The organism is Halomicrococcus gelatinilyticus, from assembly GCA_024227995.1.
Taxonomy (GTDB): Archaea; Halobacteriota; Halobacteria; order Halobacteriales; family Haladaptataceae; genus Halomicrococcus; species Halomicrococcus gelatinilyticus.
Window position 1 is genome coordinate 1,380,647 of the sequence record CP100465.1, and the last position, 12,975, is coordinate 1,393,621.

Sequence of the window (12,975 nt, forward strand, 5' to 3'; positions counted from 1 at the left end):
GAGAACCCAGCGTCACTCGGGTTCGACGCGGCGTTTCGACTCCATCGGGTCGGGGGCGTCGCGGGCGTCCGGGCCGTCGCGGGACCCCTCGCTGACGCGCAGGCCGCCGGCTTCCTCGCGGCCGCCGAGTTCGCGCTGCGGGAACGGAATCTTGACGCCGGCGTCGTCGTAGGTCGCCTTGACCGCCCCGATGACGTTCGCGAGGGCGCGGGCGCGGCGGCGGGCGCTGGGCTTCTCGATCCAGAACCGGAGTTCGAGCACGACCGCCGAGTCGCCGAAGCGCTTGGGGTAGGCCTCCGGCGCCGGAACGCGCATCACCTCGTCGACGTCCGTCATGGCCGACTCCGCGAGGTCGACCGCACGGTCGACGTCCGCGTCGTAGTCGACGCCGACGTCGAGCCGCAGGCGGATGCGCCCCTTCTTCGTCCGGTTGATGAGCGTGCTGTCGCCGACCCGGTCGTTGGGGATGACGACGAACTCGCCGTCGAAGTTCTCGATGCGGGTGTTGGTGATGGTGATGTCGGTGACGATGCCCTCGTGGTCGCCGATCTCGATCCAGTCGCCGATCTCGAAGGGTCGGGAGAACATCAGCACGAACCCGGCGATGAGCGAGCCGAGCGTCTGTCGCGCCGCCATACCGACGACGATGCCGAGGAACCCCGCGCCGACGAGCAGGCCGCTCAGGTCCACGTTCCAGATGGAGAGGACGACCAGGCCGGCCGACGCGAAGATGACGAGCTGGAGGACGCGGATGGAGATCTCCTCCTGATGTTTCGTCAGCCGGTCGGAGGTCTCGCCGAACCGCTTGAGCCAGTCCTCGAGGATGCCTGTACCGACGTAGGTCCCGCCCAGCAGGCCGACGGTCAGCCCCACCTGCACGAGCCGCGGGACCGACTGGTCGAACAGCGCCAGGATGGTGGCGAGCAAGCCGAACCGCCCCCAGACGGCCAGCACCGCCAGCCCCGTCAGCGCGACGATGACGGTCTGCAGCGTTCGGACGAACAGCCAAACGGGGACGCGCAAGGGGACGTACTCTGCAATCAGGTCGGCCAGCTCCTCGACGTGACCGGTGACGACCCGCTCGGCGACGAGGTCCCGGAGCGACCGCACGAGGAACGGCGCGACCACGTGGCTGGCGACGACGCCGCCGATGACGAGCGCCGCGCTGGCGACCAGTTGCATCTCGGTCGTCGAGATGTCCTCCAGCAACGCCAGCGTCCGCTGCGGCCACGGGAGTCCCATTTCCCTTGGATTCCCAGACCAGCGACTATTGAAACTTCCGCATGCTGTAACGTTCGTCACGCTCCGTAACCACGGGACACAGCGGCATCTATCGCCAGAACCCGACGCCAGCAACCAGTTCGCTGATAGCTCCGGGGGCGACGAGCGGCCACCGTCAGTCGACGCGCGCGTCGACGACGACGTGGAAGACGCCCTCGCTGTGGCTCTTGACGCGCCGGCGGTCGAGCACCTCGACCGTCCGGTCGCGCTCGCTCGCCGCGTCGCGCAGTCGTCCGACGGGGCGGTCCCAGAGGCGCGCCTCGGGCGTCGCTTCGTGGAAGTGGACGACGCCGCCTGGGTCGAGCGCGGCGAGCGCGGCGTCGAGGTACTCGTAGGCGTCGTAGTAGCCCATGACGACGCGGTCGACCGACGCCTCGACGTCCCGGCAGTCGGCGCGGTAGGCGTCGACGCGGTCCTGGACGCCGTTCATCACGGCGTTCTCCAGCAGGAACTGGAACGCGGTCGGGTTGCGCTCGACCGCCGTGACCCGGGCCCCGGCACGGGCCATCGGGAGCGTGAAGTAGCCGATACCGGCGAACATGTCGAGGACGCGCTCGCCCTCGGCGACGACCTCGCCCATGCGGGCGCGCTCGCGCTTGTTGCCGGGCGAGAACATCACGGACGCGAAGTCGAGGGCGTACTGCGTGCCGTGCTCGGTGTGGACCGTCTCGGTGTCGCCCGCGCCGGCGACGACGGTCACGTCGGGTTCGCGGTGCTCGCCGGCGACGCCACCGCGGGCGAGCACCGTGTCGGCCTCGCCGTGGAGGTCGAGCAGCGCCCGGCCGACCGCCTCGCGGCGGCGACACTCCCCGAAGTCGACGAGCACGACGGTCCCGACGACCGCCCACGACCCCGGCGCGCGCTCGATCTCCTCGTCGGTGAAGCCGCGGTCGCGGAGGTGGGCGTCGAGGTCCGGCAGGCGACGCTCGGGGTCGTCCTGTTCGACCACGTCGAGAACGTCCGTCTCCTCCGGGCGGGCCGTGACGGGGAGTTCGACCGTCTCGTCGTCGCGTTCGCGCACCGCTCGCGCGTCGTCGTAGACGCCCTCGGCGTCGAGCGCCGCGATGGCGTCCTCGGCGCGCGGCTTTGCGACCACGGCGGCGAGCGCGTCACTGCTCACGCCTCGCCACGTGGCGACCCGTCGGGCACCACGTGCAGTCCCGCGCGACTCTTGAGTACCCGAACGGTGTCGGCGTCCGGGTCGAGGTAGTCCGGGCGGGATATCGTCTTCGTCTGGTAGGTCTCGGGGTCGAGCACCTGGACGGCGTGCTCGTCCTCGACCGAGACGAGCGTCGTCTCCTCGGCGTCGTCGACGGTCCCGAGTTTGCGCGCGTCCGGCGCGTCGCCGTCCTCGGGGCTCGCCTCGTACTGCTCGCCGGTGGTGAGCCGGCGGCCCTTGAGGTTGCCGCGGACGCTCCGGACGAGGACGGGGCCCTCGCCGTCGTCGAGGTCGACGACGTCGCCGGGCGTGAACGGTGGCAGGCGGACGGAGTAGGTGACGCGGTACACCTCGTCGCCGTCCTCGTCCTCGGTGACGAGCGTCTCGGAGTCGTCGAAGTCGCCGCCGAACTCCTCGACCAGCTTGCTCGCGATCTTCTTGCCGATGTTCGTCGTCGAGACCTTGATGTTGAGGCCGCCGTCGGTCTCGCCGACGTCGGTGACGAAGGCGTCGCGGTCGCCGGTCGCCTCCATCGCCTCGACGGTCTCGGTCGCTATCTCGCGGGCGCGGTCGGTCTCCTCGGCGGTGGGCACGCGGTCGACCGCCCGCACCTGGACGGTGCTCGCGTAGTAGTCGCCCGCGATGCGACCGCAGCGCGTGCAGGTCTCGCGGGAGATCTTCACCGGGACCGTCACCGTCTCCTCGACGAGGGTGTCCCGGACGACGCCGGAGAAGTGACAGTGCATCCGGATGGTGTTCTGGTCGACCTGCTCGGGGTCGACCTGCCAGGAGACGTCGCGGGCGTCGACGTGGACGCCGAGTGCCTCGCTGACCTCCTCGATGGCGACGTCGGTGTAGTCTTGCGCGCCGACGTCGACCCATCGCTTGCCGCGGTGGATGGCACCGCACTGCGCGCAGACCCGCACCTCGATGCGGTCGGGGGCGTCGACCAGGTCGAAGCGGTCGAAGTAACAGGAGTCACAGAGCTTCCGCTCGCGCCGGGTGGCGGCCCCCGGGTACTGCCGTTGCTCGCGGTCGACCGCTATCGGGTCGCCGCACCTGGGGCAGAACTCGCCAGACTCGGTCATCGGCGGATGTAGGGCGCTCTCGCTTTTAAACCTGTAGAACCGGAACCCGAGACGACTTTAGGCACCGCCCCGTTGCGGCGGGCATGGACCGCCCGCTCGTCGCGCTCGTGATGGCCGGCGGCACGGGGACGCGCCTCTACCCCGCGAGCCGGAGCGACCGCCCCAAGCAGTTCCTCCCGCTCGGCGACGGCGACGACTCTCTCCTCGCCGAGACCGTCTCCCGCGCCGGGTTCGCCGACGAGGTCTTCGTCGTCACCGGCCCGGAGCACGCCGACCGCGTCCGCGAGCACGTCCCGGAGGCCGGCGTGCTGGTCGAACCCGACCCGAAGGACACCGGCCCCGCGCTCGTCTACGCCGCCCACCGCGTCCGCGAGCAGGTCGGCGACTGCGTCCTGCTCGTGCTCCCCAGCGACCACCACGTCGCGGGCGACTTCGCCGCGACCGCCCGCCGCGCCGCCGCGGTTGCAGTGGAAACCGGGGGGCTCGTCACGGTCGGCGTCGAACCGACGCGCCCGGCGACCGGCTACGGCTACGTCGAACCGGGAACCGACCACGGCGACCACTTCGACGTCGCGCAGTTCCGCGAGAAGCCGGACCGCGGGACGGCCGAGCGGTTCGTCGACGAGGGGTTCTACTGGAACGCCGGGATGTTCGCGTGGACGCCGGAGACGTTGCTCCGGGAGGCCCGCGATTCACCACTCGCGCCGCTGGTCGACGCGCTCGACGACGGCGACCCCGAGCGCGGATTCGACGCCGTCGACCCGGTGAGCGTCGACTACGCCGTGCTGGAGCGCACCGACGACGCCGTCGTCGTGCCCGCGACCTTCGAGTGGGACGACCTCGGGTCGTGGGACGCGCTCGAACGCATCGCGGACGGGGCGGACGGGAACACCGTCGTCGGCGACGCGCTGACCGTCGACGCCACGGGGAACGTCGTCGCGACCGACGGCCACGTCAGCCTCGTCGGCGTGGACGACCTCGTCGTGGCGGCCTACGACGACCGCGTGCTCGTCGTCCCGAAAGCGGAGGCCCAGCGCGTGCGCGAGGTCGTCGCCGAGCTCCGCGAGACGGACGACTTCTGACGGTCGCGAGCGCTGGCCATCAGCTTTCTCACCGTCCCTGACGGCCATTCGACCATGGGAGACACACCGACCGTCGACAGCGTCGAGACGGAGGACGAGTACATCCACGTCCGGTTCCGCGACCCGGACGAGTTCGACACCATCCGGACGCCCGACTGGGCGGCCCACGCCGCCCAGGACGTCTCAGAAGGGGCGGAGGTCAGGACCGGCAAGCGCAAGGACGGCGACGACTGGGAGGTCCAGAGCGTCCTCATCGACAAGTACGCCGGCGAGGACACGACCCGCGACGAGGCGAAGGAGATCGTCGAGAAGATCGAGTCCTAGTCCTGCGCGCGCCGCAGGTCGCAGTAGTGGAAGACGCCGTCGCCCATCTCGCGAGCGACGACGTCGCCGGTCGTCACCGGGACCGGTTCCTCGAAGACGGGCCCGTCGTGGACGAACGTGTGGAACGCGCCGTGCTCGCCGCAGGGGTCGACGTCGTCGGGGAGCGCCGCCAGGAACTCGGTGTCGAACGCGCGGCCGGCGAACGACGGGTCGAGCGCGGCGCCGTCCACCGCGACGACCGTCGCCCGGAAGCCGGCGTCGAGGAACGCCCGCGCCTGTTCGGCGGTGTCACGCCCCCAGAGCGGGAAGGCGGCGTCCACGTCGGCGTCGGCGAGGCGCTCCTCGCGGTACGCCCGGACGTCGTCGAGGAAGATGTCCGCGAACGCCAGCCGGTCGACGCCGCGCGCCTCGTAGTCGGCGACGACGGCCGCCATCCGTTCCTCGTACTCGTCGTTCGACGGCGCCTCGGGGAGGTCGACGAATCGGATGGGGACGCCGAGCGCCGCGGCTTGCGCGGCGTACAGGTCGCGATGCACGCCGTGCATGCTGGAGCGGTCGTTCACGCCCAGCGTCGTCAGCAGTTCCACGGGGTCGTCGCCGGCCCGCCGGAGTACCCACAGCGCGAACGCGGCGTCCTTGCCGCCGCTCCACGAGAGGACCGTCGCCATCAGCTCCGGAGCCGGCCGCCGTCGACGGGGACGGCGGCGCCGTTGACGAAGCTCGCGCGGTCGCTGGAGAGGAAGGCGACGGCGTCGCCCAGCTCCATCGGGTCGCCGACGCGGTCGAGCGGGATGTCGCTCGCCCAGTCGGCCAGCCCGTCCTCGTAGGAGTCGTACTGGCCGCGGTCGAGCGCGTCCTCGACGAGTTCCTGGATGCGCGGCGTCTCGTGCGCCCCGGGCAGTACCGCGTTGGCCCGCACCTCGGGGGCGAACTCGCGGGCCTGCGTCTTCATCAGGCCGATGACGGCCCGCCGGACGGCGTTCGAGAGGACGAGGCCGTCGATGGCCTCGCGCACGCTCGTCGACGTGATGGTGACGAGGGTGCCGGCGTCGCTCTCGACGAGGTGGGGGCGCGCCGCCTTCGTCGCCCAGACGACGCTCATCACGAGCAGGTCGTAGGCCTGGTACCACTCGCGCTCGGTCGTGTCGACGAACCGCCCGCTCGGCGGCCCACCCGCCGAGGTGACGAGGTGGTCCAGACCGCCGAACGTCTCGACCGTCTCGTCGACCAGCGCCGCCACCTCGTCCGGGTCGGTGATGTCGGCCGGCACCGCGAGCACGTCGCCGTCGCCCATCTCGTCCACTTCGGCTTCGGCGTCGGCGAGAGCGTCCTCGCCGCGCGCACAGATGGCCACGTCTGCGCCCTCGCGAGCCAGTGCCTTCGCGCTGGCGAGGCCGAGCCCGCTGGAACTCGCCGTCACCAGCGCCGCGTTGCCTTCGAGTCCAAGGTCCATGTTACAGGGTTCGCGGGCGACGATAAAACGTCTAGGGGACGCGACGGCTCCCGAGGCGCGGAGACGTAGCCCGGAACGAACAAGTCCCCCTGCAGAAAAGAAGGGATATGAACGCGACGCGCGTCGGCCTCTGGCTGTTCGTGGTCGGCCTGCTGCTGTTCGTCGGCGCGGCGGCGACGGCCCCGACGGGGGCCTGTCCGGCCGTCGAGTCGGCGAACGACGTGGTGGACTGCGCGGGTGAACCCGGACTCGAACTGGTCTACGGCGGCCTGGGTCTCGCGGCCGTCGGCGGCCTCGTCTGGACGGCCGGCGTCGTGGCGACGCTCGTCATCGACTTCTCGATCTAGCTCGACTTTTCTCGGAACGAACGGGTAGCGATACTGGAGTTCGACGCGACGGGACTGCTGGCGGAGCGGTGGGTCGAGAAGCGACTCAGGGGCTCGAACTCCGGCTGTCGTGGCGGCGCTCGGCGCGGTGTTCGCTGATGAGGCGGTCGAGCTGGTCGGACTTCCGTTCGAGCCGGCGCTGTTCGGCGCGGTCGTGCCAGTCGTCGACGACCGCCTCGACCTCGCTCTCGCGGGCGACGGCGAGCTCGTCGACTTCCTGCAGCGTCACGTCGTCGGCCGGGCCGACGGGGATCTCGTGCTCGAACAGCACGTCGTCGGCGACGTCGGAGATGCCGCCCTCCTTGAGCACGACGCGGGGATTCACCTCGGCGAGACGCTCGGCGGTCGAGCGGCCGGCGCCGCTGGCGTCCCGGAGGTAGACCACGTCGTCCTCGGCCAGCCCGTAGTCGTCGTGGGCGCGCCGGATGGCGTCCTTCGTGAACTTGTCGACCGGTTTGACCGGGACGAGGTCCTTCTTCTGGGCGGCGACGTCGGTGAAGTTCGAGTGGTCGAGCTTCCAGAGCTGCTTGAGCCGCGCGAGCTTGTCCTCCAGTTCCGCGATGCGCTCGTCGCGCTCGTCGACCTCGCGTTCGAGGCGGTCGGTCTCGCGTTCGAGCCGCGACACCTGGCGGCGCTCGCGGGCGTCGCGGCGCTCCTCGCGGCGCGCCTCGGTGAGTTCGTCCTCCAGCTCCGCGATGCGGTCGTCCTTCTCCGAGACGGTCTCCCGGAGGTCCTCGACGTGCGACTGCAGGCGGTCGACCTGCGATTCGAGCTGCCTGATGCGCTTCTCCTCGTCGGTGAGCTCCCGGGGCGCGTGCTCGGTCTCCTCGTCCTCCTCGTCCGGTTCCTCCGTCAGGTCGGCGAGCGCCGCCTCGACGCTCTCCTCGCCGGCGACGACGCGGGCGGTCACCTCGCCGCGCGAGACGCCCGCCGGCACCTTCCGGGCGATGCGCCGGAACTGGTCCTCGTGGCGGTCGAACGCGTACAGCGCGGCGGCCATCGCGTCGCGCTGGTGGTCGTTGTCGTAGTCGTGGTCGCGCGTGCGGTGCTGCTTCTCGTCGACGGGAAGGTCGCGCTCGGGCGTCCATCCGGCGGCGTCGAAGCTGCGCCGTATCTTCTCGACGGTCTCGGGCATCGGCGTCACGTCGGCCGCGACGACGACCGGCCGGCCGCGCGAGATGATCCACTCGATGACCTCGGCGGTGTCGGCCGTCCGGGTGCTCCAGACGTCGAGCAGGGTGCCGTCGAGGTCGACGAGCGCGACCGCCGTCGTCGTCCCGGGGTCGATGCCGACGAGGACGTGGTCGCGGCGCTTGGCCAGCGGTTCGAACTCGATGCCGTCCCGCTGGAGACGCTCGACCTCGATGCGGACGTCGCCGGAGCGCCGCGCGGAGACGGGGATGTCCTCCGGGCGCGCTTCGACCTCGAACACGGCGTTGGCGTAGCCGCCGTACTTCTCGGTCACCTCGCGTTCGTAGTCGAGGTTCGCGCCGTCGAGGCTCGACTCGACGTCCCGGGCGGCCTCCTTGACGGAGCCGTGGATGCGGCGCGTGTAGCGGTCCTCGCTCCAGCCGCCCTTGCCGGTCGAGCGACCGCGGGCGACCTTGACGCGAGTCGTGTCGGTGAACGCCGACACCTCCTGGCCGACGTTCGTCGCGGCCAGCCGGGCCGCCGCCTCGGCCTCCTGCATCGGGTCCTTGCCGTACGGGACCCCGTGCCGGGAGGCGACGCGGGAGAGCGGTTCCGGTCGCTCGTCGCCGGTCACCTGGACCAGTCGCGTCCCGTCCGGCAACTCGCGCAGGAAGTGGACGAGCGCGTCCTTGTCCGCGGCGAGTTCGTACATGTTGTCCGTCGCCACGAGCGCCGGTTTCTCGCGCTCGATGCGGCGCAGGAGCTTCCGGTGGGTGACCACGTCGCGTTCCAGTTGCTCCCCGTCGTAGACGACGAGCGCGTAGGAAGGAGCGTCGCCCCGCACGTCCCCGCTCTGTACGTCGACGCCGAAGACCAGCGCGTCGAGGGCGCTCGTTCGCTCGCTCACGGGACGGAGTAGGGCCCTCCGAAATATAAATCCGGCGCGCAGTTCGCTCTGCCGAACCGTTCGCCGGTGGCCATGCCAGCCGATGGCGGACGTCGTACTGTCGCGCCGGTGACCGGTCGCGGGTGTTCTCCGGCGCGATGACGAAGGGCGTCGGCGCGACTCGCGCATCGTCGTGCGACCGGGCGCGGCCGACGGCCGGCCACGGCGCGTTTTCCACCGGTTCGCTCCCGTCAGTCGTCGCCGCCGCTCGCCAGCTTGAACCGCTGGACCTTGCCGCTGGTCGTCCGGGGGAGCCGCTGGACGAACTCGACCTCGCGCGGATGCTTGTACGCCGCCATGTGCTCCAGGCAGTGCTGCCGGAGGCGCTCGGCGTCCGGGTCGGTCCCGTCGGCCGGGACGACGAACGCCTTCACCGTCTCGCCGCGGCGGTCGTCGGGGACGCCGGCGACGCTCGCGTCCTCGACGCTCGGGTGTTCGTGGAGCACCTCCTCGACCTCGTTCGGGTAGACGTTGTACCCGGCGGTGAGGATGACGTCCGACTTGCGGCCGAGCACCTCGTAGTAGTTGTCTTCGTCCCGGCGGACGACGTCGCCGGTCCGGAGGTAGCCGTCGTCGGTGAACGCGTCGGCCGTCTCGTCCGGCCGGTCGTGGTAGCCGGCCATGACGTGCGGGCCGCGAACGAGCAGTTCGCCGGACTCGCCGGGCGACACCTCCTCGCCGTCCTCGTCGACGACCTTGCAGTCGGTCGCGCGGAACGGCTGGCCGACGGTGCCCGGCCGCGGGCCGAAGGTGGCGTTGATGCCGGCGTGGGTGCCGCCGCCGGTCTCGGTCAGGCCGTACGCCTCGAACAGGTCGACCTCGGCCTCCGCCTCGAACCGCTCCTGGACGGCGACCGGCATGTCCGTGCCGCCCTCCATCGCCTCCGCAAGGCTGGAGAGGTCGTACTCGCCGAACGACTCGTGGTTGATGATGTCGACGTACATCGCGGCGACTGCGCCGAACTTGGTGATGGACTCGGCCTCGATGGTCGCCATCGCGGCCCCGGGGTCCCACTCCTGGGGGTCCCGGAGGTACACCGACGCGCCGCGCACCAGCGGTTGCCACGTCCGGTTGACGAACCCGGCGATGTGCGACAGCGGCAGCACCGAGAGGAACCGCTCTTCCTCGGCGTCGAGCGTCGTGCGCTCGAACCCGACGAACGACTGCGCGCGGAGGTTGCGGTGCGTGAGCAGGACGCCCTTCGGCTCGCCGGTCGTGCCGCTGGTGTACGGCTGCATGGCGACGTCGTCGCCGTCCCGGCCGGCGACGAACGGTTCGCCGTCGACGTCGACGAACCGAACGTCGGCCGCGGTGCGGTCGTCGCCGGCGGAACCGTCGAGAACGCCCCGCGCGTCGTCGCCGGTCTCGCTCCGCGGCGCGCCGTCCGCGTGGACCACGACGGTCGGGTCGGCGTCGAGCCCGTCGAGCGCAGTCTCGAGGGTTCCGAGCAGCGATTCGTGGACGACGACCGCGGCGGCGTCCGCGTCGTCGAGCCGGTAGGCGACCTCTCGCGGGCGGAACTGGGGATTGAGCGGGACGAACGGGGTGCCGGCCTTGATCGCGCCGAGCGCGGCGACGACGAACGCCGGGCGGTTCGGGAGGAACACGCCGACGCGGTCGCCGGGCGTCAGACCGAGGTCGCGCAGTCCACCGGCGAACCGCGCCGACCGGTCGCGCAGGTCTGCGTGCGTGTACGTCGTCCCTGAACGGCCACCAGTTGCACCGTCCGCCTCCCCTGTCCGCTCGCCGGTCGCACTGTTCGTCTCGATAGCGAGCCTGTTCGGATGGGTCGCGGCCGTCTCGTCGTACAGTCTCCCGACGTTCCCCGACCGGGCCGTCGCCGAGAACGCAGCGGATTCCATGCCTCGCACGCCGACGACTGCGGGAAAAAAGCAGGGGAACCGTTCACTGACGTAGACGTGGCGTATCCGGACGGCGACGGGTCGGATGGAAGCGGCTATGCGGTGTTCAGGGCGAGCGACTTCGACGGACGGAACGGACTAACCACCGGTACAGACGGCCTACGACCGCGGTCCACGGCACCTAACGGCGACGACTCCACGACCGCGCGGTTTCCCCGACCGTTACGCGGCGAACGGTCGAGCCGATTTAACCGTCGCGTCGGCGAAGCCGCGACGATGGCTGACCGAGCGACGCGACCGGGCTCGCGGTCGACGGACGACGCGTACACGATCCGCCGGTACGTATCCGGCGACCGCGACGGCGTGCTCTCGCTGTACGAGACGGTGTTCGGCGACAGCCGCGGCGGAGGGGAGTGGTTCGACTGGAAGTTCGTCGACAATCCCTACCATCCCGACGTCCCCATATTCGTCGCGGAGCGCGACGGCGAGGTCGTCGGCGCGCGGCCGAGCCTGCCGCTCCCGCTGTCCGTCGGCGGCGAGCGGGAACTCGCGCTCGTGCAGGTGGACCCGATGGTCCACCCCGACCACCGCCGACGGGGGCTGTTCACCCGCCTGGCGGCGGCGGTCTACGACCACTACGGACCGCGGGAGCCGTCCGTCGTCGTCGGGTTCCCGAACGAGGCGGTGAAGGGCGGACTGGAGAAGCTCACCGAGGAACTGTCGCTCGACGAGGGGATACTCGAACGGTTCCCCGAGTACTACCGGGTCCAGAACCCCGCTGCACTGGTCGACGCGGCGGAGACGGACCTGCTGAAGCGCCTCGCGACCCGGCTCGGGGCGGGCGTCGAGGGGTACCTCGCCGCCCGCGACCGGCTCGGGAACGCGACGGCGGAGGGACGCGTCGAGCGCTACGCGGGGACCCCCGCGGCGCTGCTCGCCGAGGTCGCGGCGCACCGCCCCACGCCGCACGCGACCGCGGTGCGGAACCGACAGTTCGTCGAGTGGCGGTTCCGGAACCCACGGTACTCCTACGCGACGTACGTCCTGCGACGCAGCGGCGTCCCGGTCGCTGCACTGGTCGTGGGCGAGCAGCGCGACGTCGGACCCGACGTCGCCCACGTCTCGGACGCGCTGCCGGTCGGCGGCGGTCGGCGTCGCAGCGACCGGCTCTCGACGCTGCTCGGTCGGGTCGTCAGCGACTACGCCGACGCCGACCTCCTCGCCGCGGCCGGCCGGACGATTCCCCGGTCGGTGCTCGCGTCGCACGGGTTCGTCGGGAACGACCGCTTCCCGCTCTCGCGATTCACCGCGACCTACTGGTTCAGCGCACGCCCGATCACCGACCGCGGCGTCGACGAGTGGGTCCTCAACGGTCACCACCTCGCCGACTCGGACGCCTGGCGGCTCTCGTTCTGCGAACTGGAGGTCGGGTGACCGGGGAGCAGGGTGCCGACGGCGGCGTGCCGGACGCCGGGAATCGGCACGTCCGCTTATCACCGGCGCGCCACGTTGGTCGACCGTGGGAACGAGATTCACCCGCCTCGATTCCGGGACGACGAACTGCTACCTCCTGGAGGCCGACGAGGGATACCTCCTGATAGATACGGGGTACGAGGAAGACTACGACGGCTTCCGCGAGGAACTGCGCGAGCGCGACGTCGCGGTGTCCGAGGTCGAGCACCTGCTGTTGACCCACCACCACGACGACCACGCGGGGTTCGTCGCCGACCTGCTGGCCGACACGGACCTGGAGATCATCGCCCACGAGGCCGCCGAGGAACTGCTCAGGACGGGCGAGAACGACAGGCAGCACGGCGGCGGCTACCTGAACCGGCGCATCTACTACCTGGCGAAGCTGCGCAAGCTGCTGAACCCCGGCTGGGACCTGACGTTCCCGCCCGTCGAACTTCGGCCGGACGACGTCCGGGTCGCGGGCGACGACGACGAGGTGCTGCGCGAGCGCGGCATCGAGGGGCAGGTACTGTACACGCCGGGCCACACCATCGACTCCATCTCGGTGGTGCTCGACGACGGGACGACGTTCCCCGGCGACGCGGCGATGAGCTGGCCGCTGTGGGCGGGCATCCGGTACTGTCCCGTCTTCGTGACCGACGTCGACGAGCTGTACAGGAGCTGGGAGCGACTGCTGGACGCCGGCGCGCGGACGCTCTACCCGGCGCACGGCGACCCGTTCGACGCCGAGAGGCTCCGGGAGAACCTCGGGGCGTACGACGACGACTCGCTGGTCGAGTTCTTCTGACCG

At 71.1% G+C, this 12,975-nt stretch carries 12 protein-coding genes; 5 read left to right on the forward strand and 7 right to left on the reverse strand.

Annotated elements, in window-relative coordinates:
- Positions 1-12 precede the first annotated feature (12 nt).
- From NKT36_RS07370 to NKT36_RS07380, 3 genes are all read right to left on the reverse strand, one after another.
- Positions 13-1,242: a mechanosensitive ion channel family protein gene (locus NKT36_RS07370; protein ID WP_327053311.1), complete on the reverse strand. Its 1,230-nt coding sequence runs from the start codon at positions 1,240-1,242 to the stop codon at positions 13-15.
- A gap of 154 nt (positions 1,243-1,396) precedes the next feature.
- Positions 1,397-2,401, reverse strand: coding sequence for a class I SAM-dependent methyltransferase (locus NKT36_RS07375; protein WP_327053312.1), 1,005 nt, complete (start codon positions 2,399-2,401; stop codon positions 1,397-1,399).
- Entirely contained in the window at positions 2,398-3,528 is a 1,131-nt protein-coding gene (locus NKT36_RS07380; RefSeq protein ID WP_327053313.1) for a 60S ribosomal export protein NMD3, read from the reverse strand. The genes NKT36_RS07375 and NKT36_RS07380 overlap by 4 nt, the downstream gene beginning before the upstream one ends.
- An 83-nt stretch (positions 3,529-3,611) precedes the next feature.
- On the opposite strand from NKT36_RS07380, the gene NKT36_RS07385 reads away from it, so the two are divergent.
- Both NKT36_RS07385 and NKT36_RS07390 read left to right on the forward strand, forming a co-directional pair.
- The gene (locus NKT36_RS07385) at positions 3,612-4,610 is read left to right on the forward strand and encodes a mannose-1-phosphate guanylyltransferase (RefSeq protein ID WP_327053314.1); all 999 of its coding nucleotides are present in this window, start codon (positions 3,612-3,614) and stop codon (positions 4,608-4,610) included.
- 54 nt (positions 4,611-4,664) lie between these two features.
- Positions 4,665-4,934 carry a hypothetical protein gene (locus tag NKT36_RS07390; protein WP_327053315.1) on the forward strand — a complete coding sequence of 90 codons (270 nt, stop codon included), beginning with the start codon at positions 4,665-4,667 and terminating at the stop codon, positions 4,932-4,934.
- Here the strand turns inward: NKT36_RS07390 and NKT36_RS07395 are convergent.
- A complete protein-coding gene (locus tag NKT36_RS07395; protein WP_327053316.1) occupies positions 4,931-5,602 on the reverse strand; it encodes a Dph6-related ATP pyrophosphatase in 672 nt (223 codons plus the stop codon). The two genes, NKT36_RS07390 and NKT36_RS07395, sit on opposite strands and share 4 nt — an antisense overlap.
- Positions 5,602-6,387, reverse strand: coding sequence for an SDR family oxidoreductase (locus NKT36_RS07400; RefSeq protein WP_327053317.1), 786 nt, complete (start codon positions 6,385-6,387; stop codon positions 5,602-5,604). The genes NKT36_RS07395 and NKT36_RS07400 overlap by 1 nt, the downstream gene beginning before the upstream one ends.
- A gap of 107 nt (positions 6,388-6,494) precedes the next feature.
- Here NKT36_RS07400 and NKT36_RS07405 point away from each other — a divergent pair, with 107 nt between their 5' ends.
- Positions 6,495-6,734 carry a hypothetical protein gene (locus NKT36_RS07405; RefSeq protein WP_327053318.1) on the forward strand — a complete coding sequence of 80 codons (240 nt, stop codon included), beginning with the start codon at positions 6,495-6,497 and terminating at the stop codon, positions 6,732-6,734.
- Between the two features lie 85 nt (positions 6,735-6,819).
- Here the strand turns inward: NKT36_RS07405 and NKT36_RS07410 are convergent, their stop codons facing one another.
- Both NKT36_RS07410 and NKT36_RS07415 read right to left on the reverse strand, forming a co-directional pair.
- A complete protein-coding gene (locus NKT36_RS07410) occupies positions 6,820-8,811 on the reverse strand; it encodes a DUF460 domain-containing protein (RefSeq protein ID WP_327053319.1) in 1,992 nt (663 codons plus the stop codon).
- Between the two features lie 230 nt (positions 8,812-9,041).
- On the reverse strand, positions 9,042-10,712 hold the full coding sequence (locus NKT36_RS07415) for a class I adenylate-forming enzyme family protein (protein WP_327053320.1): 1,671 nt from the start codon (positions 10,710-10,712) through the stop codon (positions 9,042-9,044).
- Between the two features lie 276 nt (positions 10,713-10,988).
- Here NKT36_RS07415 and NKT36_RS07420 point away from each other — a divergent pair, with 276 nt between their 5' ends.
- A complete protein-coding gene (locus NKT36_RS07420; protein WP_327053321.1) occupies positions 10,989-12,146 on the forward strand; it encodes a GNAT family N-acetyltransferase in 1,158 nt (385 codons plus the stop codon).
- Positions 12,147-12,231: 85 nt separating this feature from the next.
- On the forward strand, positions 12,232-12,972 hold the full coding sequence (locus NKT36_RS07425; protein ID WP_327053322.1) for an MBL fold metallo-hydrolase: 741 nt from the start codon (positions 12,232-12,234) through the stop codon (positions 12,970-12,972).
- Positions 12,973-12,975 lie beyond the last annotated feature (3 nt).